Annotated in this window: 16 protein-coding genes; 8 read left to right on the forward strand and 8 right to left on the reverse strand. The window is 71.0% G+C overall.

The genetic code is table 11. The annotated features are described in order from the left end of the window. Positions 1-40 precede the first annotated feature (40 nt). Positions 41-508, reverse strand: coding sequence for an RDD family protein (locus OG534_RS26415; RefSeq protein ID WP_326591217.1), 468 nt, complete (start codon positions 506-508; stop codon positions 41-43). A gap of 184 nt (positions 509-692) precedes the next feature. Between OG534_RS26415 and glnA the strand changes: the two genes are divergently transcribed. Both glnA and OG534_RS26425 read left to right on the forward strand, forming a co-directional pair. After that, positions 693-2,102 (forward strand): type I glutamate--ammonia ligase, encoded by a 1,410-nt coding sequence (gene glnA / locus OG534_RS26420; protein WP_326591219.1) that lies wholly within the window; start codon positions 693-695, stop codon positions 2,100-2,102. A 189-nt stretch (positions 2,103-2,291) separates the two neighbouring features. After that, positions 2,292-2,930 (forward strand): hypothetical protein, encoded by a 639-nt coding sequence (locus OG534_RS26425; protein ID WP_326591221.1) that lies wholly within the window; start codon positions 2,292-2,294, stop codon positions 2,928-2,930. Positions 2,931-2,988: 58 nt separating this feature from the next. Here OG534_RS26425 and OG534_RS26430 read toward each other — a convergent pair whose 3' ends face one another. Continuing rightward, a complete protein-coding gene (locus OG534_RS26430) occupies positions 2,989-3,642 on the reverse strand; it encodes a TetR/AcrR family transcriptional regulator (RefSeq protein ID WP_326591223.1) in 654 nt (217 codons plus the stop codon). Positions 3,643-3,729: 87 nt separating this feature from the next. Between OG534_RS26430 and OG534_RS26435 the strand changes: the two genes are divergently transcribed. Then, positions 3,730-4,500 carry an SDR family NAD(P)-dependent oxidoreductase gene (locus OG534_RS26435; RefSeq protein WP_326591225.1) on the forward strand — a complete coding sequence of 257 codons (771 nt, stop codon included), beginning with the start codon at positions 3,730-3,732 and terminating at the stop codon, positions 4,498-4,500. On the opposite strand, the gene OG534_RS26440 is transcribed toward OG534_RS26435, so the two are convergent. The 6 genes from OG534_RS26440 to OG534_RS26465 form a co-directional block, all read right to left on the reverse strand. Next, complete coding sequence (locus OG534_RS26440; protein WP_326591226.1) at positions 4,501-5,019, reverse strand: DUF4240 domain-containing protein; 519 nt, start codon at positions 5,017-5,019, stop codon at positions 4,501-4,503. Between the two features lie 113 nt (positions 5,020-5,132). Then, positions 5,133-7,829 (reverse strand): pyruvate dehydrogenase (acetyl-transferring), homodimeric type, encoded by a 2,697-nt coding sequence (gene aceE / locus OG534_RS26445; protein ID WP_326591228.1) that lies wholly within the window; start codon positions 7,827-7,829, stop codon positions 5,133-5,135. Between the two features lie 220 nt (positions 7,830-8,049). After that, positions 8,050-8,673 (reverse strand): GntR family transcriptional regulator, encoded by a 624-nt coding sequence (locus OG534_RS26450; protein WP_326593864.1) that lies wholly within the window; start codon positions 8,671-8,673, stop codon positions 8,050-8,052. 133 nt (positions 8,674-8,806) lie between these two features. Then, entirely contained in the window at positions 8,807-10,582 is a 1,776-nt protein-coding gene (gene sucB, locus OG534_RS26455) for a 2-oxoglutarate dehydrogenase, E2 component, dihydrolipoamide succinyltransferase (RefSeq protein WP_326591230.1), read from the reverse strand. A gap of 53 nt (positions 10,583-10,635) precedes the next feature. After that, the gene (lpdA, locus tag OG534_RS26460) at positions 10,636-12,024 is read right to left on the reverse strand and encodes a dihydrolipoyl dehydrogenase (protein WP_326591231.1); all 1,389 of its coding nucleotides are present in this window, start codon (positions 12,022-12,024) and stop codon (positions 10,636-10,638) included. A gap of 286 nt (positions 12,025-12,310) precedes the next feature. Next, positions 12,311-13,849: a leucyl aminopeptidase gene (locus OG534_RS26465; RefSeq protein ID WP_326591233.1), complete on the reverse strand. Its 1,539-nt coding sequence runs from the start codon at positions 13,847-13,849 to the stop codon at positions 12,311-12,313. A gap of 345 nt (positions 13,850-14,194) precedes the next feature. Between OG534_RS26465 and OG534_RS26470 the strand changes: the two genes are divergently transcribed. The 5 genes from OG534_RS26470 to OG534_RS26490 all read left to right on the forward strand — a co-directional run bounded on the left by OG534_RS26470 (position 14,195) and on the right by OG534_RS26490 (position 20,929). Beyond that, complete coding sequence (locus OG534_RS26470; protein WP_326591234.1) at positions 14,195-16,222, forward strand: hypothetical protein; 2,028 nt, start codon at positions 14,195-14,197, stop codon at positions 16,220-16,222. 93 nt (positions 16,223-16,315) lie between these two features. Further along, on the forward strand, positions 16,316-17,842 hold the full coding sequence (gene pelF / locus OG534_RS26475; protein ID WP_326591235.1) for a GT4 family glycosyltransferase PelF: 1,527 nt from the start codon (positions 16,316-16,318) through the stop codon (positions 17,840-17,842). Beyond that, positions 17,839-19,401 (forward strand): hypothetical protein, encoded by a 1,563-nt coding sequence (locus OG534_RS26480; RefSeq protein WP_326591236.1) that lies wholly within the window; start codon positions 17,839-17,841, stop codon positions 19,399-19,401. Before pelF ends, OG534_RS26480 begins: the two co-directional genes overlap by 4 nt. Then, positions 19,398-20,096, forward strand: coding sequence for a spherulation-specific family 4 protein (locus OG534_RS26485; protein ID WP_326591237.1), 699 nt, complete (start codon positions 19,398-19,400; stop codon positions 20,094-20,096). Before OG534_RS26480 ends, OG534_RS26485 begins: the two co-directional genes overlap by 4 nt. Continuing rightward, positions 20,093-20,929, forward strand: a complete 837-nt coding sequence (locus OG534_RS26490) for an endo alpha-1,4 polygalactosaminidase (protein WP_326591238.1) — start codon at positions 20,093-20,095, stop codon at positions 20,927-20,929. The genes OG534_RS26485 and OG534_RS26490 overlap by 4 nt, the downstream gene beginning before the upstream one ends. Positions 20,930-20,969 lie beyond the last annotated feature (40 nt).

A 20,969-nucleotide genomic window follows, 5' to 3' on the forward strand; every position in this document is an offset into this window, starting at 1 on the left:
GGGAGGCGCCCCTGCTTCGTACGGAGAACGTACGGAAAACTCAGATGCGGACCTGGACGGCGCGCGCGAGGCGATCGTGCAGACCGCGGCCGTCGCGGTCCCAGATCAGCGCCGGGACGACCAGGGCCAGCAGCAGCGTGCGCACGCACACCCGGACGAAGCCGAGGCGGCCGCCGGACTCCGAGATCACCCGGATGCCCAGGGCCCGCTTGCCGGGCGTGGAGCCCACGGTGCCGACCGTCAGGACGGTCAGGGCCACGAAGAGCCCGAGGGTCCAGTTGCCCGCCGCGGCCAGGTTGCCGCCCGTGATCAGCCCGTACGCAATCAGCTGGCAGCCGATCCAGTCGAGGGCGACGGCGCCGAGCCGGCGCCCGAACCGTGCCGACGAGCCGGGCCCCTGCTGCGGCAGGCCGAGCCGCTGGCCCGGATAGCCGAAGTCGACGCCCATGTCCTCGGCGGCCGCGCGGGGGCCGGAGAGCCAGGATCCGATTGCCTGTCTGTTGTCCACCCGACCACGGTACCGGTGGCGCTGCACGTCACTCCGGCGGGACCCTGGTTAACTTGTGCGAAACAAATGGGTCATGCTTGAGAAATCCCGCCTGCTTATGGTCGGGTCAGCGTGCGGCACCGCACTGACGCACCACGAGCTATAAAGCCCGCCCTGCCCCGGGGCCGGGAGTAGGAGGAGTTGGATGTTCCAGAACGCCGACGAAGTGAAGCAGTACATCGAGGAGAACGACGTCAAGTTCGTCGACGTCCGCTTCTGCGACCTGCCTGGTGTGATGCAGCACTTCACCATCCCGGGGCGCGCGTTCGACCCGAACGAGGAGCTGGCCTTCGACGGCTCGTCGATCCGCGGCTTCCAGGCGATCCACGAGTCCGACATGGCGCTGCGTGCCGACATCAGCACCGCGCGCCTGGACCCGTTCCGCAAGGACAAGACGCTCAACATCAACTTCTTCATCCACGACCCGATCACGGGTGAGGCCTACAGCCGCGACCCGCGCAACATCGCGAAGAAGGCCGAGGCGTACCTCGCCTCCACCGGCATCGCCGACACCGCGTACTTCGGCCCCGAGGCCGAGTTCTACGTGTTCGACAGCGTGCGCTTCGCGACCACCGCGAACGAGAGCTTCTACCACATCGACTCCGAGGCCGGTGCCTGGAACACGGGCTCCGAGGAGAACAACCGTGGTTACAAGGTCCGCTACAAGGGTGGGTACTTCCCCGTAGCCCCGGTCGACCACTTCGCCGACCTGCGCGCCGAGATCTCCCTCGAGCTGGACGCCCAGGGCCTCCAGGTCGAGCGCCAGCACCACGAGGTCGGCACCGGTGGCCAGGCCGAGATCAACTACAAGTTCAACACGCTGCTCGCCGCGGCCGACGACCTGATGCTCTTCAAGTACATCGTGAAGAACGTCGCCTGGCGCAACGGCAAGACCGCGACCTTCATGCCGAAGCCGATCTTCGGTGACAACGGCTCGGGCATGCACGTGCACCAGTCGCTGTGGGCGAACGGCGACCCGCTGTTCTACGACGAGGCCGGCTACGCGGGCCTGTCGGACACCGCGCGCTACTACATCGGCGGCATCCTCAAGCACGCCCCGTCGCTGCTGGCGTTCACCAACCCGACGGTGAACTCCTACCACCGCCTGGTGCCGGGCTTCGAGGCGCCGGTCAACATGGTGTACTCGCAGCGCAACCGCTCCGCCGCCATGCGCATCCCGATCACCGGCTCGAACCCGAAGGCCAAGCGCGTCGAGTTCCGCGCCCCGGACCCGTCGTCCAACCCGTACCTCGCCTTCGCGGCGCTGCTGCTCGCGGGCCTCGACGGTGTCAAGAACAAGATCGAGCCGATGGAGCCGATCGACAAGGACCTCTACGAGCTCTCGCCCGACGAGCACGCGAGCGTCCCGCAGGTCCCGACCAGCCTCGAGGACGTGCTGAAGGCGCTGGAGGCGGACCACGAGTACCTCCTGGCCGGCGGCGTCTTCACCCCCGACCTGATCGAGACCTGGATCGACTACAAGCGCACGCACGAGATCGCCCCGATCGCGCAGCGTCCGCACCCGCACGAGTTCGAGCTCTACTTCGACCTCTAGTCGAACCCGCTCGGAACGAGCGTCATGCCTGATGGGAGGCCCCCCGCCACTCTCCACGGAGAGCGGCGGGGGGCCTTCTGCTTTGACAGCGGGTCGCGCTCGGGTGAGGGTAGAAATGTCCTAAAGGCCGAATAAGCGAGACATGTGCGGAGGTGCATGAAAATGCGCCGTAGGATCGTTGCGGCAGCCATGGCAGGCGCCGCGGGAGTCGCGATAGGTCTGCTGCCCGTGGCCAGTGCCTCGGCTTCGGTCGTCACCAGTGGTGGCGGGGGCGGGAACGGCGGCTACGACTGCTACCGGTACCCCTCGAACCGTTCCGACGCCCGGTGGGGCTACTGCTGCGACCGTGACTGGCGCGACCGGCCGAGCTGGTGCGGGGACCAGGGCGGAGTCGGCGGATACAACGACAACTGGCGCGACAACAACTGGCGCGACGCCAACTGGCACTCGAACTGGAACGACTCCGGCCGAGGCGGCAACGGCGACTGGGACTGGGGCAACGGCCGTGGCGGTAACGGCGACTGGGGCAACAACGACTGGGGCAACGGTCGCGGCGGTAACGGCGACTGGGGCAACAACGACTGGGGCAACGGCCGTGGCGGTAACGGTGACTGGGGCGGCGGCGGTGGCGGCAATGGTGACTGGGGCGGCGGCGGTGGCGGCGGCAATGGTGACTGGGGCGGCGGCGGTGGCGGCGGCAATGGTGACTGGGGCGGCGGCGGTGGCGGCGGCAACGGTGACTGGGGCGGCGGCGGTGGCGGCGGCAACGGTGACTGGGGCGGCGGTGGCGGCGGCAACGGTGACTGGGGCGGCGGCGGTGGCCGCTGACACCGGTCGGTAAGACGCAGGGCCACGGGCCTTGGGCGACGCCCCTGCTGCGCTGAGGTCAGCGCAGCAGGGGCATCGCGCCGGTGAGGTCGCGCAGGCACCTGACCGCGAGTTCGGCGGGCGAGCCGGGGCCCGAGACCGGGGCGTCCGTGGTCGACCACAGCTCCAGCGCGACGCGAATCGCGTCCGTGGCGGCCGCGGCGAGCAGACGTACCTCCAGCGGGTCGGCGTCCGGCCCCGCCAGCCGGGCGAGCACCGGGACCAGGTGCTCCTCGGAGTCCTGGTTCACGCAGTACCAGACCGCCCGCAGCGCATGGTCCCCCGCCGCCGCGCGCAGCAGGCCGCGGGTCACCTCCAGGCCCTCCTCGACCGCCTGCGGGCCGCTCAGCGACCGCGTGACGGCACGTTCCAGGGCCTCGGTCAGGGGAGTGCCGGGATCCTCCTCGGCGAGCAGCGCGCGCCAGGCGTCACCGCCGCCCGCCAGCAGCGGGGCCACCGCCTCCTGCTTGTTGCGGAAGTAGCGGTAGAAGGTGCGCAGCGCCACCCCCGCCCGGTGGGCGATGTCCTCGGCGGTGGTGCCGTCGGGGCCGTGTTCGGCGAACAGTTCACAGGCCGCGCGGGCGATGTCGAGCTGGGTGGCGGCCTTGCGGCGCTCGGTCAGCGACTGGGCTCCGGGGCCGGCCTGGGGAGAGTACGGGCGAGGGGATCTCACGAGGTGAAGCGTACCTTCCGTACGCCTCGGCAACTGCATTCATTGTCACCATGGCAAAACGTGTCATACCTTCGGTACGCTCACGCCATGAACCGTTACGAAGGACGTCGTGTCCTCATCACCGGCGGCGGCTCCGGCATCGGCCGCGCCACCGTCCACCGCATCCTCGCCGAGGGCGGCCGGGTCCACACGGTGGACGTCGACGAGGCCGGCCTGAAGGCCACCGCCGAGCAGGCCTCCGCCGCGGGCCACGAGGCCCGCCTCACCACCGCGCTCCTCGACATATCCCACGAGACCGCGGTCGAGGAGGGCGTGGCCGCCGCGACCCGCGCCCTCGGCGGACTCGACGTACTCGTCAACGCCGCGGGCATCCTGCGTTCCGCGCACACCCACGAGACCACGCTCGACCTCTGGAACAAGGTCATCGGGGTCAACCTGACCGGCACCTTCCTGATGATCCGCGCCTCGCTGCCGGCTCTGCTGGAGGGCGACCAGCCGGTCGTCGTGAACTTCAGCTCCACCTCGGCGTCCTTCGCGCACCCCTACATGTCCGCCTACGCGGCCAGCAAGGGCGGCATCCAGTCCATGACCCACGCGCTGGCCGCCGAGTACAGCAAGCAGGGCCTGCGCTTCGTCTCGGTCGCGCCCGGCTCCATCGAGTCCGGCATGACCACCGGCACCGGCCCCGGCCTGCCCGAGGACACCGACTGGTCGCTCTTCGCCAAGCTCGCCCCGGCCATCGGCCAGGGCTTCGCCGGCCCGCAGACCGTCGCCGGCGTCGTCGCCATGCTGGGCTCCGAGGACGGCGCGTTCATCACCGGTACGGAGATCCGCATCGACGGCGGCACGCACTACTGATCAGCCGCGGAACCGGTCCCACAGCCGGGGGAAGCGCTCCGCGAGCACGGCTTCGTTCTCGAAGTCCAGCGGGGCGCCCTCCGGCTCCGCCGCCTGCAGCGGGATCCCCAGATCCGGCGCCACCGCCCCGGTCAGCTGCTCGTAGGCCTCGTCGGCCGCGTACCCCAGTTCCTCGCCGTCGCCATCGATCTCCTCGTCGAACTCGCCGAGCAGCTCCGCCAGGTGGTCCGGATCGTGCACGCCGCCCTCGAACACCTCCCGCCCCTGGCCGATCAGCCAGCAGCGGAAGTAGTCGAACGCGTCGTCGCTCGCCCCGTCGAGCAGCACCCACGCCGCGCCCCACAGGTCCCAGGTGTACGCCCGGTTGTACCGGGACTCGAAGTGACGGGCGAAGTCCAGGACGGAGTCCGGGTCGAGCTGGGCCAGCCGCTCCACGAGCAGCTCGGCGTGTTCCTCGGGGTCGCCGTCGGCGGCCTCGCGGGTACGGTCGACGATCTCCCAGAACTCCGTCTCGTCCATCACCGCTCCAGCATCACGGGTCCGCCCCGGCGCCGCCACCGCTCATACGGCGAAAGGCCGGTGTCCGACCCCCGCTGGGGTGGACACCGGCCTTTCACCGGTCACACGGAGCCTCAGAGGCCGTAGCGCTCCCGGGCCTCCTTGACGGAGGACGCCGGTACCTCGCCGCGACGCGCGAGCTGGGCCAGCGCGGCCACCACGATCGACTGGGCGTCGACACCGAAGTGGCGGCGGGCGCCCTCACGGGTGTCGGACAGACCGAAGCCGTCCGTGCCCAGCGAGGTGTAGTCCTGCTCGACCCACTGGCTGATCTGGTCCGGGACCTGGCGCATCCAGTCGGAGACGGCCAGGACCGGGCTGGTGACGCCCTCCAGCGCGCGGGTGACGTACGGGGTGCGCACCTCGCCGCGCAGCAGCGCCTCGTCGCACTCCAGCGCGTCGCGCCGCAGCTCGCCCCAGGAGGGGGCGGACCAGACGTCGGCGGCCACGTTCCAGTCGGCGGCCAGCAGCCTCTGCGCCTCCAGCACCCAGTGGATCGCCGTACCCGAGGCCATCAGCTGGATCTTGGGGGCGTCGGCGGCCGGGGCCTGCTCCGCCAGGTCGGCCGCCGTGTTGAAGCGGTACAGACCCTTGAGGATGCCCTCCTCGACGCCCTCGGGCATCGCGGGCTGCACCTTCGGCTCGTTGTAGACCGTCAGGTAGTAGAAGACGTTCGAGTCCTCACCTGGGACGGTCTCGCCGTACATGCGGCGCAGACCGTCCTTGACGATCACCGCGATCTCGTACGCGAAGGCCGGGTCGTAGTTGAGCGACGCCGGGTTCGTGGACGCGATCAGGTGCGAGTGGCCGTCCGCGTGCTGCAGGCCCTCACCGGTCAGCGTGGTGCGGCCGGCGGTCGCGCCGACGATGAAGCCCTTGCCGAGCTGGTCGGCGAGCTGCCACATCTGGTCGGCGGTGCGCTGCCAGCCGAACATCGAGTAGAAGATGTAGAACGGGATCATCGGCTCGCCGTGCGTCGCGTACGACGTGCAGGCGGCGATGAAGTCGGCCATGGCGCCGGCCTCGGTGATCCCCTCGTTGAGGATCTGGCCGTCCTTGGCCTCCTTGTAGTACATGAGCTGGTCGCGGTCGACCGGCTCGTACGTCTGGCCCAGCGGCGAGTAGATGCCGGCCGACGGGAAGAGGGACTCCATACCGAAGGTACGGGCCTCGTCGGGGACGATCGGCACCCAGCGCTTGCCGGTCTCCTTGTCCCGCATCAGGTCCTTGACGAGCCGGACGAAGGCCATGGTGGTGGCCATCTCCTGCTTGCCGGAGCCCTTGAGCAGCGGGGCGAAGGAACGGTCGGCCGGAGCCGGCAGGGCGACCTGCTTGACCTTGCGGGCCGGGGCCGGACCGCCGAGCGCCGCGCGGCGCTCGTTCAGGTACCGCACCTCGGGGCTGTTCGCGCCCGGGTGGCCGTAGGGGACGACGCCGTCGGCGAAGGCGCTGTCCGGGATCGGGAGGCCAAGGCGGTCACGCATGTCCTTGAACTCGTCGATCGTCAGCTTCTTCATCTGGTGGTTCGCGTTCTTCGACTCGAACCCGGCACCCAGCGTGTAGCCCTTGACGGTCTGCGCCAGGATGACCGTCGGCGCGCCCTTGTGCTCCAGGGCGGCCTTGTACGCGGCATAGACCTTGCGGGGCTCGTGGCCGCCGCGGGAGGTGTGGAAGCACTCGGCGATCTTCGCGTCGGACAGGACGCCCGCCAGCTGCACGAGCTCGGCGTTGGCGCCGAAGAAGTGCTGGCGGATGTAGGCCACGTCGCGGGTCGCGTACGTCTGGAACTGCGCGTCCGGTACCTCGCGCAGGCGGCGTACCAGGGCGCCCGTGGTGTCGAGCTGGAACAGCTCGTCCCAGGCGGAGCCCCACAGGGACTTGATGACGTTCCAGCCGGCGCCGCGGAACTGGGCTTCCAGCTCCTGCACGACGCGGAAGTTCGCGCGGACCGGACCGTCGAGGCGCTGCAGGTTGCAGTTGATGACGAAGGTCAGGTTGTCGAGCTGCTCGCGGGAGGCGAGGGCCAGGGCGGCGGTCGACTCGGGCTCGTCCATCTCGCCGTCGCCCAGGAAGGCCCAGACGTGCGAGTTGGCGGTGTCCTTGATGCTCCGGTTCTGCAGGTAGCGGTTGAAGCGCGCCTGGTAGATCGCGGAGAGCGGGCCGAGGCCCATGGACACCGTCGGGAACTCCCACAGCCACGGCAGGCGCCGCGGGTGCGGGTAGGACGGCAGGCCGTTGCCGCCGGACTCCTGGCGGAAGTTGTCGAGCTGCTGCTCGGAGATGCGTCCGTCGAGGAAGGCGCGGGCGTAGATGCCGGGGGAGGCGTGGCCCTGGATGTAGAGCTGGTCGCCCGATCCGTCGTCCTCCTTCCCGCGGAAGAAGTGCTGGAAGCCGGTCTCGTACAGCCACGCGGCCGAGGCGAAGGTGGCGATGTGGCCGCCGACGCCGTACTTGGAGCCGCGGGTCACCATGGCGGCCGCGTTCCAGCGGTTCCACGCGGTGATCCGGGCTTCCATCGCCTCGTCACCGGGGAACTCGGGCTCCGCGGCGGTGGGGATGGTGTTGACGTAATCCGTCTCCAGCAGCTTCGGCAGGGCGAGGCCGGCGGCCTCGGCGTGCTGCAGCGTGCGGCGGAGCAGGTATTCGGCGCGGCGCGTACCGGCGGCCTTGGCGACGGCGTCGAGGGAGGCCGCCCATTCGGCGGTCTCCTCGGTGTCGCGGTCCGGGAGCTGGTCGAGCTCGCTCGGAAGCTTTCCTACGGGGTCGGACATCGGTGTGCGCCGCCTTCCGGACAAAGGAGAGGTGGTGAAGAAAATCCCTGACGGGCAGGACAGGGTCGTTGAACCTGGTTGAGGTCCGTGACGACTGTAAATCGCTGATCGATGATCGATCAAATAAAAGTGACGAAGAAACGTCTAGCTGACGAAAGTCGGCACCGCGTGCCAGTAAAAAGGGCACGCGGTGCCGAGCAAAGAGGGGCAATACGGGCGCTCATGCCCTCGGAGCGCACCCCAAAACGTGACGCTTCACAAGGAGGCCGATGTCCGGATCCTGACTGCGGAACGCCTCGACGAGGGCCTCGTGCTCCTCGGCGTAGGACTTCTGGACGGTACCCAGCCAGCGGATGGACAGGGCCGTGAACACCTCGATGCCCAGGCTCTCCCAGGTGTGCAGCAGCACGCTGTTCCCGGCCGCCCGCACCATCTCCCGGTGGAACCCGACGGTGTGCCGCACCTGCGCGGTCCCGTCCTCGGTCCGGTCGGCCTCCCACAGCGCCGCCACGTGCGGCTCCAGCGCCGAGCAGTCCGTCGCCAGCCGGGGGGCGGCCAGTTCGGCCGCAATCTGCTCCAGACCGGCCCGGACCGGGTAGATCTCCTCCAGGTCGGCCGCGGACAGGTTCCGTACGCGCACGCCCTTGTTCGGCGCCGACTCGATCAGCCGCAGCGTCTCCAGCTCGCGCAGGGCCTCCCGTACGGGGGTCTGGCTGACCTCCAGCTCCACGGCGATGCGGCGCTCGACGATCCGCTCGCCGGGCTTCCAGCGCCCGCTGACGATCCCCTCCACGATGTGCTCGCGGATCTGCTCGCGCAGCGAGTGCACGATGGGTGGGGTGATCATCGGGGCTTCATCTCCTGGTGGCTGTGCAGGGTCATGCGGGGCCTGATGCGTAGACAATACGGCGGCGCCCCCGCCCGGGAGTATCCCGGACGGGGGCGCCGACAGTGAGGCTGGTTACAAGCCGTTCGGCTCAGAGACCGAGCTCGACCTCGAACTCGCCGGCCTCGAGGATCGCCTTGACGGCCGAGAGGTACCGGGCCGCGTCCGCGCCGTCCACCAGGCGGTGGTCGTAGGACAGGGTCAGGTACGTCATGTCGCGGATGCCGATGTTGGTGCCCTCGGCGGTCTCGATGACCACCGGGCGCTTCACCGTGGCACCGATGCCCAGGATGGCGACCTGGTTCGGGGGCACGATGACCGTGTCGAACAGCGCACCGCGCGAGCCGGTGTTGCTGATGGTGAAGGTCGCGCCCGACAGCTCGTCCGGCGTGATCTTGTTGCCGCGGACCTTGGCGGCCAGGTCGGCGGTCGCCTTGGAGATGCCCGCCAGGTTGAGGTCACCGGCACCCTTGATGACCGGGGTCATCAGGCCCTTCTCGGAGTCCACGGCGATGCCGATGTTCTCCGAGTCGAAGTAGGTGATGGTGCCCTCGTCCTCGTTGATCCGGGCGTTGACGACCGCGTGGGCCTTCAGTGCCTGGGCAGCGGCCTTGACGAAGAACGGCATCGGCGAGAGCTTGACGCCCTCGCGGGCCAGGAACGCGCCCTTGGCCTTCTCGCGCAGCTTCATGATCTTGGTGATGTCCACCTCGACAACGGAGCTGAGCTGCGCCTGCGAGTGCAGGGCCTTCATCATGTTGTCGCCGATGACCTTGCGCATGCGGGTCATCTTGACCGTCTGACCGCGCAGCTCGGACACCGCGGCGGCCGGGGCCTTCGCGGCGGGAGCGGCAGCGGCCGGGGCGGCGGCAGCGGCCTTGGCGGCCTCGGCGGCGGCCAGGACGTCCTGCTTGCGGATGCGGCCACCGACACCGGTGCCCGAGACCGCGGACAGGTTCACGCCGGACTCCGAGGCGAGCTTGCGCACCAGCGGGGTCACGTACGCGGCCTCGTCACCGGCGGACGCCGGGGCGGCGGCCGGGGTGACCGGAGCCGGAGCGGCCACGGGGGCCGGAGCGGCAACCGGAGCCGGGGCGACGGGGGCCGGAGCGGCAACCGGAGCCGGGGCGGCCACGGGAGCCGGAGCGGCGACCGGGGCAGCAGCGACCGGAGCCGGGGCGGCGACCGGAGCGGCAGCCTGGACCGGAGCCGGGGCGGCAGCGGCCGGGGCAGCCGCGGGGGCGGCACCGGCGGCGCCGATGACGGCCAGAACGGCGCCGACCTCGGCGGTCTCGTCCTCGCCGATCCGGATCTCCAGCAGCGTGCCGGAGACCGGCGCGGGGATCTCGGTGTCGACCTTGTCGGTGGAAACCTCGAGCAGCGGCTCGTCGGCCTCGACCGACTCGCCGACCTGCTTCAGCCAGCGGGTGACGGTGCCCTCGGTGACGGACTCGCCCAGGGCGGGGAGCACGACATCGGTACCGGCGGTGGCCGGAGCGGCAGCGGCGGCGGGTGCCTCGGCGACCGGAGCCGGAGCCGCGGGGGCCTCGGCGACGGGGGCCGGGGCGGCCGGGGCCTCGGCGGCGGCCGGCTCGGCGGCCGGAGCCGCAGCAGCGGCCGGCGCGCCGGAGCCGTCGTCGATGACGGCCAGCTCGGCGCCGACCTCGACGGTCTCGTCCTCGGCGACCTTGATGGAGGCCAGGATGCCGGCGACGGGCGACGGGATCTCGGTGTCGACCTTGTCGGTCGAGACCTCGAGCAGCGGCTCGTCGGCCTCGACGCGCTCGCCCTCGGCCTTCAGCCAGCGGGTGACAGTGCCCTCGGTGACGCTCTCGCCGAGCGCCGGAAGGGTTACGGAAACCGACATGGTTTCAGTTGCTCCTAACGAATGTGCGGAAGTGGTCGTCGCGCCCGAGACGATTAGTCGTGGGAGTGAAGCGGCTTGCCGGCCAGGGCCAGGTGGGCCTCGCCGAGCGCCTCGTTCTGGGTCGGGTGCGCGTGGATGAGCTGCGCGACCTCGGCCGGCAGGGCCTCCCAGTTGTAGATCAGCTGGGCCTCGCCGACCTGCTCGCCCATCCGGTCACCGACCATGTGGACGCCGACCACGGCACCGTCCTTGACCTGGACGAGCTTGATCTCGCCCGCGGTCTTCAGGATCTTGCTCTTGCCGTTGCCCGCCAGGTTGTACTTCAGGGCCACGACCTTGTCCGCACCGTAGATCTCCTTGGCCTTGGCCTCGGTGATGCCGACGGAAGCGACCTCGGGGTGGCAGTAGGTGACGCGCGGGACACCGTCGTAGTCGATCGGGACGGCCTTGAGGCCGGCCAGACGCTCCGCGACCAGGATGCCCTCTGCGAAACCGACGTGCGCGAGCTGGAGGGTCGGGACGAGGTCACCGACGGCCGAGATGGTCGGCACGTTGGTCTGCATGTACTCGTCGACCAGGACGTAGCCGCGGTCCATCGCGACGCCCTGCTCCTCGTAGCCCAGGCCCTGCGAGACCGGACCGCGGCCGACCGCGACCAGCAGCACCTCGGCCTCGAAGGTCTTGCCGTCGGCCAGCGTGACGCGGACGCCGTTCTCCGTGTACTCGGCCTTGTCGAAGAAGGTGCCGAGGTTGAACTTGATGCCGCGCTTGCGGAACGCGCGCTCCAGCAGCTTCGAGCTGTTCTCGTCCTCGACCGGCACGAGGTGCTTGAGGCCCTCGATGACGGTGATGTCGGAGCCGAAGGACTTCCACGCGGAGGCGAACTCGACGCCGATGACGCCGCCGCCCAGCACGATGGCGGACTCGGGCACGCGGTCCAGGACCAGCGCGTGGTCCGAGGAGATGATGCGGTTGCCGTCGATGTTCAGGCCCGGCAGCGACTTCGGCACGGAGCCGGTCGCCAGCAGGATGTGGCGGCCCTGGATGCGCCGGCCGTTCACGTCGACGGAAGTCGGGGAGGAGAGGCGGCCCTCGCCCTCGATGTAGGTCACCTTGCGGGAGGCGACCAGGCCCTGCAGGCCCTTGTACAGGCCCGAGATGACCTCGTCCTTGTACTTGTGGACACCCGCGATGTCGATCCCCTCGAAGGAGGCCTTGACACCGAACTGGGCGGCTTCACGAGCCTGGTCCGCGATCTCGCCCGCGTGCAGCAGAGCCTTCGTGGGGATGCAGCCGTTGTGCAGGCAGGTGCCGCCGAGCTTGTTCTTCTCGATCAGGGCAACGTCCAGACCCAGCTGGGATGCGCGCAGCGCCGCGGCGTAACCGCCACTGCCACCGCCGAGGATCACTAGGTCGAAAACGGTGCTGGCGTCGTTCGCCACGTCACGTCCTCCATGCATGTGCGCCGGGCACCGGTCCTCTGTGACCGGGCGGCGGCTGGTAATCGGCCGCTTGCTTCTTCGGCCCTGTGGTGGGGGCCCTGTCCTGCCGAGAACCCATCTTCGCATTTGTCGGGGGAACGCGGGACGCCGGGCCCACTCTGTGACAGGGCGTTCTGCCCGAAGTCGTGGTTACCGCTGCGTAGAAACCTACGGATTTCGTCGTGAGCCGAACGCACCCCGGGCCCTGACCTGGGCACGGGGTGCGTCGCGTGTCACACGGGGTTCGTCAGCCGAGGTCGCCCGTGGCCGTGCGCTCGGCCAGCCGCACCAGGGTGCGCACGGCCGAGCCGGTGCCGCCCTTGGGGGTGTAGCCGAACGGGGCACCCTCGTGGAAGGCCGGGCCGGCGATGTCGAGGTGGGCCCAGGTGATGCCCTCGCCGACGAACTCCTGCAGGAAGAGACCGGCCGCCAGGCCGCCGCCCATGCGCTCGCCCATGTTGGCGATGTCGGCGGTGGGGGAGTCCATGGCCTTGCGCAGGTCCGCGGGGAGCGGCATCGGCCACGAGGCCTCGCCGACCTCCTCGGCGATCTCGTGGACCGACGTGCGGAAGGCGTCGTCGTTGCCCATGACCGCGAACATCCGGTTGCCCAGGGCCAGCACCATGGCGCCGGTCAGGGTGGCGACGTCGACGATCGCGTCCGGGTTCTCCTCGGAGGCCCTGGTCAGCGCGTCACCCAGGACCAGGCGGCCCTCGGCGTCCGTGTTGAGGACCTCGACGGTCTTGCCGCTGTACATGCGCAGCACGTCGCCCGGCTTGGTGGCGGAGCCCGACGGCATGTTCTCGGCGAGCGCGAGCCAGCCGGTGACGTTGACCTGAAGGCCCAGCTTCGCGGCCGCGACGACGGCGGCGAAGACGGCGGCGGCGCCGGCCATGTCGCACTTCATCGTCTCGTTGTGGCCGGCCGGCTTCAGGGAGATGCCGCCGGAGTCGTAGGTGATGCCCTTGCCGACGAAGGCCAGGGTCTTCTCCGCCTTGGCGTGGGTGTAGGAGAGCTTCACCAGGCGCGGCGGGTTCTCGGAGCCCTTGCCGACGCCCATGATGCCGCCGTAGCCGCCCTTGATCAGGGCCTTCTCGTCCAGGATCTGGACCTTGATGCCGTTCTCCTTCGCGGTCGCGGACGCGACGGCGGCGAAGGCCTCGGGGGTGAGGTCGTTCGGCGGGGTGTTGACCAGGTCACGGGCGACGTTGACCTCGGTCGCGACGACGGTGGCGCGCTCGGCCGCGGCCTTGTGCTCCTTGTCGCGCGGCTTGGCGCCCAGCAGGGCGACCTCGGCGAGCGGCAGCTTGGGGCCGGCGGGCTTGTTGCCGTTCCCGGGCTTCTTCTCGCCGCCCTGGTAGGCGGTGAAGGCGTACGCGCCCAGCAGCGCGCCCTCGGCGACGGCGGTGACGGCGGAGGCGTCGTCCAGGGGGAGGGCGAAGGCGGCCTTCTTGGTGCCGTGCAGCGCGCGGGCGGCGGCGCCGGCGGCGCGGCGCAGCACCTCCTCGTCGAACGACTCGTCCTTCTCGGGGACGGAGCCGAGCCCCACCGCCAGCACGACCGGGACCTTGAGGCCCGCCGGGGCCGGCAGCTTGGTGATCTCGCCTTCGGCACCCGAGGCGCCGAGCGCGTCGAGGACGCCGGCGAGCTTACCGTCGTACGCCTTGTCCACGGCCTCGGCGCCCGCGGCGACGACCGGGCCCTTGGGGCCCTTCGCGACGCCGACGACGAGGGCGTCGGCGCGAAGCGTCGCTGCGCCGGCAGTGCTGAGAGTCAGAGCAGTCACGGTGGTGAAGTCTCGCTTCCGTTTGTGTGTGTGGGCCGAGTGGGTGGACGGCCATCCGTAGCGATCGTATTCGGGCCCGACGGCCGCCAGAAATGAGCCTACGCGTACGCGCTCGCCCGCACGGCACTCGAAGGTTTGGCAAGTTGTTCGATCAAGGGGCCGTCAGGTTCACCCATCCGTGGACTCTGCTCCAGGTTTGCCTCGTAGACCTGACGAGGTCCGAGAGACTCGGTCCACTCTCGCAAGGGGACGCGGGGTTCCTTTGCATGATTTCCACAGAGCCTCCCCGGCCCGGCTGACCGCCAAGGGCCGAGTCGAGGGATGCCTGCGGGGGGAAAGGCCGAAATGGTCAACAAGAATCGGATGAACAGGGTCGCCGCCGTCATGGCCGCGGCAGCTCTGGTGTCCGTGGCAGTACCCGCTGCGACCGCCCAGGCGGCCGTGGAACCGCGGATCGACCTGAAGGTGCTGGTTGTCGACGACGGCGGCAGCTCGGTCCAGGCGATCACTGCGGAGCTCCGGGACACCGGAGTGCCGTTCACCCGCGTCGAACTGGGCAGCGGAAGCCGCCCGGTCATCAACGCGTCGTTCCTCAGCGACACCGTCGACGGACGGCCGCGCGCCAAGTACCAGGGCGTCGTCCTGCCGAACGAGAACCCCTTCGGGGAGGGCTCGGCCGAGATGGCCGCGCTCGCCGCGTACGAGACGACGTACGGGGTCCGCCAGGTCGACGCCTACACCTGGGCGCACCCGGGCGTCGGACTCGAGTACACCGACAACGGCGGCTACAGCGGGCAGCTCGACGGGACCCAGGCCGCGGTCACCGCGGCCGGCAAGACGGGGCCCTTCGCCTACCTCGGCGGGCAGGTCGCCTTCGAGGACAACTCCGCCCTCGTCCCGGAGAGCTTCGGCTTCATGGGCAAGCCGCGGCCCGGCTACACCAGTTACCTCGACGCTCCCGTCGGCGCCGGACGGGCCTCGCTCGTCGGCGAGTACACCCACGACGGGCGCAGCGAACTGGTCGTCACCTTCGGCTACAACCAGTTCCAGCAGCAGTTCCGGCTGCTGGCCCGCGGCATCGTCGAGTGGCTCACCCAGGGAGTCCACCTCGGCCAGAGCCGCAACTACTTCGCGGTCCACGTCGACGACGTCTTCGCGCCGGACGCCCGCTGGAGCAAGGAGCTCAACTGCACGCCCGGCGACTACGCCTGCCCCGGCGGCGAGGGCCAGGAGAGCACCATCCGGATGACCGCCGCCGACGCCCAGTACCTGGCGCAGTGGCAGCAGAGCAAGGCCTTCAAGCTCGACATGGTCTTCAACGCCGGCGCGGGGGAGGAGTGGAAGGCGGAGAACAGTGGCACCGACGCCATGACCGCGCAGCTGGTCGCGGACCGGGCCAAGTACCGCTGGATCAACCACACGTTCACGCACCCCTTCCTCGGCTGCGTCCAGAACACCGCCACCGTTCCCTGGAGCTGCACGAAGAACGCCCAGGGCGCCATCCAGTGGATGAGCCGCGCCGACATCTCGGCGCAGATCCGCGACAACAACAACTGGGCGGCCGCCAAGGGCATCACCCTCGACCGGTCCGAGCTCGTCACCGGTGAGCACTCGGGTCTCAAGACCAGCCCGCAGCAGGCCCAGGACAACCCCAACCTGGCGGGCGCGCTCGCCGACAACGGCGTCAAGTGGATCGCGAGCGACAACTCGCGCGAACCGGCGCAGCGGGCGGTCGGCTCCGCCCTGACCGTCCCGCGCCACCCGATGAACGTGTACTACAACACGGGCACCAACGCGGAGATGGCCGACGAGTACAACTGGATCTACGCCAGCCGCGCCCACGGCGGCAGCGGCGTCTGCGAGGACAACCCGGCGACCTCCACCTGCCTGCCGGCCCCGCTCGACGTCAACACCGGCTACCTCCAGCACATCGTCCCGCAGGAGGCCCGGACCGCCATGCGGCACGTGCTGGCCAACGACCCGCGCCCGCACTACGTCCACCAGTCCAACCTCGCCGAGGACCGCACCCTGTACCCGGTGCTGAACCAGGTCCTCGACACCTACCGCTCGCTCTACGCCACCAGCGCGCCGATCGTGAACCAGACCCAGAAGGAGACCGGCGTCGAGCTGAGCCGCCGCGCCGCCTGGGACAAGGCGCTTGCGGACGGCAAGGTGACGGCCTACCGCATCGGCACCGCCGTGACGGTCAAGGCGCCCTCCGGAGTCGTCGCCCCGGTCACCGCCCCCACCGGCACCAAGAAGCAGATGCTGCTCGGCACCACCGACTTCGGTGCCGCGTACGCGGGTACCCGCTCCGCCTGGACCGCACCGGAGCTGCTCCAGAGCGCCGTCACGCTCAAGCTGCCCAGCTGACCGTCCCGCAAGCCGTCACCAGTACCACCTAGCGCCGGCGCTCCGCACACCCACGGGCGCCGGCCCCTTTTCCGTCCTGGGGGGACACACCGTATGAGTCATGGGCGTCACGTCACCATGCTCACCGAAGGCACCTATCCGCACGTCCACGGGGGCGTCAGCACCTGGTGCGACCAACTGGTACGCGGTATGCCGGAGGTCGACTTCAACGTCATAGCCCTCACCGGCTCCGGACGCGAGCCGGTCACCTGGGAACTTCCGCGCAACGTCTACCGGCACACCGCCGTTCCGCTCTGGGGTCCGCCCCCCGGACGCGGCCGGCGTTCGGCCCTGCGCGGCAAGGCCCACCGCCGTTTCACCGAGGTCTACGAGAGCTTCCTGCTCTCCCTGCTCGATCCCGCGTCCGACCCGGCCCGCCGCGGATTCTCCGCGGCCCTGCGCGAACTGGCCGTCCTGGCCCGGGCCGGAAAACTCGCACCGGCCCTGCGCTCCGAATCGGTTCTACGCCTCCTGATGACCGTATGGACCCGCCCCGGCCTCACCACCGCCGAGGCCGCGCCCACCATCCACGACGCGCTCACCGCCACCGACCTGCTGGAACACGCACTGCGCCCGCTCGGCGTGCGGATCCCGCCCGACAGCGTCGCGCACGCCGTCAGCAGCGGCCTCGCCACCCTTCCCGCCCTCGCCGCCAAGTACCTCGACGGCGTGCCCTTCCTGCTCACCGAGCACGGCATCTACCTGCGCGAGCGCTACCTCGGCTACCGCAGCGCGGGCCAGCGCTGGCCCGTCAAGGCGCTCATGCTCGGCTTCTACCGCGAGCTCAACACCGAGGGCTACCGGCAGGCCGACCTGATCACCCCGTGCAACCAGTACAACCGCCGCTGGGAGGAGCGCGGAGGCGCCGAGTCCGAGCGCATCCGCACCGTCTACAACGGCGTCGACCCGCTCGCCTTCCCCGAGGCCGGCCCCGAACCGGAAGTGCCCACCCTCAGCTGGTGCGGCCGCATCGACCCCATCAAGGACCTCGAAACCCTCATCCGGGCCTACGCCTTCATGCGCGAGGAGCTGCCCGCCCTGCGGCTGCGCCTCTTCGGCCCGGTCCCGGCCGGTTGCGAGGAGTACAAGCTCCGGCTGGAGAAGCTCGCCGCCGAACTCGGCGTGACCGACGGCATCACCTACGAGGGCCGCATCGAGCAGGTGGCCCGGGCCTACGCGGCCGGCTCCATCGTGATGCTCTCCAGCATCAGCGAGGGCTTCCCCTTCAGCATCATCGAGGCCATGTCCTGCGGCCGCACCACCGTCTCCACCGACGTCGGCGGAGTCCGCGAGGCCGTCGGGGACACCGGCCTGGTCGTCCCGCCGCGCGAGCCCGAGACCATGGCCCGCGCCACCCTCGCCCTGCTCCGCGACGACGAGCGCCGGGCCGAGCTGGGCCGGATGTCCCGCAGGCGGGTGGTGGAGAAGTTCACCCTCCACCAGTCCGTGGACGGCTTCCGGCACATCTACCGGGAACTCGCCGGCCAGCCCGTCCTGCCCGTCCACGCGGGCGACCAGTGGACCCAGCGGCTCGCCGACCCCTGGTACCGCGAACTCGCGGCCGACGGGAGCCTGTGGTGAGCGGATCCCTCTGGCTCAAGCCGCCCGGCGCCGCCGCCGACACGCTCCCGGCCATCCCCCGGCCGCGCCGCGACGGCCCCGGCGACACGGGCCCCGCCGCCGACGCCGGCCCCGCCGCCGACCCGATGGACGAACTCGCCGAGCGCCTCGACGTGTTCATCGGCGCCGCCGTCCACCCCGACGAGATCGCCGCCATCCTCGAATCCGACGGCATGACGGACGAGTACATCCGGCTCACCTACGGCCGCCACGACTCCTTCGGCCTCGCCGAGGAGCTCTACGCCCGCGTGCCCCGCTCCTACCCGGAGCCGGGCGCCGCCCCCGACCCCTGGAAGGTGTCCCTCACCGCCTGCCTGCTGCGCGGGGTGATCTTCGCCCTGCCCGGCCTGGCCTACCTCCTCGGCGCGCCGCTCCTCGACGGCCCGCCGGACCGCCTCGGCCTGCCGGCCGGGACGCTGACCCTGCTCGCCGGAGCGCTCATCGGCTGGGTCTGGGACCAGACCCTGTCCCACCGGGCCTACTCCTGGCTCGGCCTCGGCGACCGGCCCGCCGCCGGGCGCACCCTGCTCGTCGGCGCCCCCGCCGGATCCCTGCTGGGCACCGCCGCCGCGATGGCCGTGCCCGGCGGGCCGCCGTTCTCCTACGCCTTCGCCGCCGGACAGGCCCTCTACGTCGGGGCCGCCACCGTCCTGCTCGTCCTCGGCCGGGAGCGGATGCTGCTCGCCGCCCTCGGCCCGATGGCCGCGGGTGCGCTGCTCGTGCTCGTCGTCGACCTGCCCGTGCAGGTCCGGGTGGCCCTGCTCGTGGTGTCCCTGCTGGCCGCCTGCACCCTGGCCGTACGGGAACTCCCGCTGGCCGACGGGATCCGGGCCGCCGTGCTGCGGATCCGCGGCTGGGCGGTGCGCCGCCCCGGCAAGGGCCCGGTGCGCTGGCGGATGCTGCGCGGCGCCGAGGAGGAGTTCGCGCCGCGCGGACCCCGGCTCGGGGACTCCGTGCCCTACGGGGTCTTCGGCCTCGGCACCGGCCTGCTCGTGCTGTACGCCGCCCTGGGCGAGGTGCTCGCCGGCGGCCCCGCCGAAGCGGTCGCCGCCCCCTCGGCGGTGGCCCTCACCCTCAGCATGGGCCCCGCCGAATGGCTGCTCCACCGGTTCCGCAGCGGCAGCCTCACCGGGCTCCAGGGGGCTCGCTCGCCGCGGGCCTTCCGGCGGCGGATGCTCGGCACGCTGACCCGGTGCCTCGCCGTCTACCTGACGGTCCTGCTCGCTCTGGGCGTGACCGGCACGATGCTCTGGCCCGACGCCCCCGGCCTCACCGCGGTCCGGGTCGCCACCCTGCTGCTGCTCGGGGCCGTCATGTGGACGGGGCTGCTCCTCCAGTCCTTCGGGGCGGTCCGGCCCGCGGCCGTGGTCTGCGCTTCCGCCGCCGTCGCCCAGAGCCTGGCCCTGCTGACCGGACTGGGCCAGCCGCGTGTGGTCCAGTTGGTGGTGGCGGGCACGGCCGCCGCCGCCCTGGCCGCGCTGGTCTGCCTGCTCCTCGGCCGCGCGACCGCCCACCGATGATGTACGACACGCACGAGGAGAAGGACCCCATGCTGCTGGTGCCCCTCTACGAGCACCCCGCCGAACGGCCCGAGGCCTGGGAGCGGCTCATCCGCTCCGCGGGCCGGCTGCACTCGGTGGTGCTCAACCCCGACAGCGGGCCGGGCGCCGCGCCCGACGAGCGGTTCGCGGTCGTCGCCGAGCGGCTCCGGGAGGCGGGCGTGCCGGTCCTCGGCTACGCCGACACCGACTACGGGCGGCGCCCGCACGCCGCGGTGGTGCAGGACCTGCTGCGCCACCGCGACTGGTACGCCACCGACGGGGCCTTCCTCGACCAGGCCTCCGCCGACCCGGAACTGCTCCCGCACTACGGGCGGCTCGCGGTCGCCGCCCGGGCGGCGGGCGCCCGTACGCTCGTCCTCAACCACGGGGTCCACCCGCACCCCGGCTACGCCGAACTCGCCGACCTGCTCGTCACCTTCGAGGGCCCGTGGGACGCCTACCGGGACGCGGCCGCCGTACCGCCCCCCTGGACCGCGGACCACCCCGCCCAGCGCTTCTGCCACCTCGTGTACGCCGTCCCGCCGGGCGCGCTCGCCGCCCGGCTCGCGGAGGAGCTCGCGGCCGAACGGGGCGCGGGCGTGCACTGCGCCGTCCCGGGGAGCGGCGCGCACCCGTGGGGGACCCTCCCGTACGCGCTGGAGGCGGCGGGATGAGACGGCCGCGACGCCTGGGACTGCTGCTGGCCGTACCGCTCCTGCTGCTCGCCGCCTGTACGGCCACGCCGCAGGACGACGAGGGGGACGACGGGGACGGCACGTACCCGTGGCCCGAACAGGCACCGGGGGAGCGCTGGCAGCCCCCGCCCGGGGTCGGCTGGCAGTGGCAGCTCACCGGCAGGCTCGACACCTCGGTGAAGGCGCCGGTGTACGACGTCGACGGGTTCACCACCACCAAGGAGCAGGTCGCCGCGCTGAAGAAGGCCGGACGCAAGACCATCTGCTACCTGTCCACCGGCGCCTGGGAGGACTTCCGGCCGGACGCCGACGCGTTCCCGAAGGACCTGCTCGGCAAGGGCAACGGCTGGACGGGCGAGCGCTGGGTGGACATCCGGCGCGTGGCCGAGCTGGAGCCGCTGATGGCCAAGCGGTTCGACATGTGCCGGGACAAGGGCTTCGACGCGGTGGAGCCGGACAACATGGACGCCTACCGCAACACCTCCGGCTTCCCGCTCACGGCGGACGACCAGCTGCGCTACAACCGGCTGATCGCGAAGCTCGCCCACGACCGGGGGCTGGCGGTGGGCCTGAAGAACGACCTCGACCAGATCCCGGAGCTGGTCGGCGACTTCGACTTCGCGGTGAACGAGCAGTGCGCGCAGTACGACGAGTGCGAGCGGCTGACGCCGTTCATCGCGGCGGGGAAGGCCGTCTTCCACGCGGAGTACGAACTGCCGACGGGCCGCTTCTGCGCACGCTCGCGGGAACTGAAACTGAGCTCCCTGGAGAAGAAGTACGAACTGGGCGCCTGGCGGCGTGCCTGCCGTTAGCCTCGCCGGCAGTTTCGACAGCTTGCGCGAGGGACACCCT

The organism is Streptomyces sp. NBC_01294 (assembly GCF_035917235.1).
Taxonomy (GTDB): Bacteria; Actinomycetota; Actinomycetes; order Streptomycetales; family Streptomycetaceae; genus Streptomyces; species Streptomyces caledonius.

What these genes read in the sequence shown, in the direction of transcription:
- glnA (WP_326591219.1), top strand. Translation starts at nt 693, where the DNA reads ATGTTCCAGAACGCCGACGAAGTGAAGCAGTACATCGAGGAGAACGAC.
- OG534_RS26425 (WP_326591221.1), top strand. Translation starts at nt 2,292, where the DNA reads ATGGCAGGCGCCGCGGGAGTCGCGATAGGTCTGCTGCCCGTGGCCAGT.
- OG534_RS26435 (WP_326591225.1), top strand. Translation starts at nt 3,730, where the DNA reads ATGAACCGTTACGAAGGACGTCGTGTCCTCATCACCGGCGGCGGCTCC.
- OG534_RS26440 (WP_326591226.1), bottom strand. Translation starts at nt 5,019, where the DNA reads ATGGACGAGACGGAGTTCTGGGAGATCGTCGACCGTACCCGCGAGGCC.
- aceE (WP_326591228.1), bottom strand. Translation starts at nt 7,829, where the DNA reads ATGTCCGACCCCGTAGGAAAGCTTCCGAGCGAGCTCGACCAGCTCCCG.
- sucB (WP_326591230.1), bottom strand. Translation starts at nt 10,582, where the DNA reads ATGTCGGTTTCCGTAACCCTTCCGGCGCTCGGCGAGAGCGTCACCGAG.
- OG534_RS26470 (WP_326591234.1), top strand. Translation starts at nt 14,195, where the DNA reads ATGGTCAACAAGAATCGGATGAACAGGGTCGCCGCCGTCATGGCCGCG.
- pelF (WP_326591235.1), top strand. Translation starts at nt 16,316, where the DNA reads ATGAGTCATGGGCGTCACGTCACCATGCTCACCGAAGGCACCTATCCG.
- OG534_RS26485 (WP_326591237.1), top strand. Translation starts at nt 19,398, where the DNA reads ATGATGTACGACACGCACGAGGAGAAGGACCCCATGCTGCTGGTGCCC.
- OG534_RS26490 (WP_326591238.1), top strand. Translation starts at nt 20,093, where the DNA reads ATGAGACGGCCGCGACGCCTGGGACTGCTGCTGGCCGTACCGCTCCTG.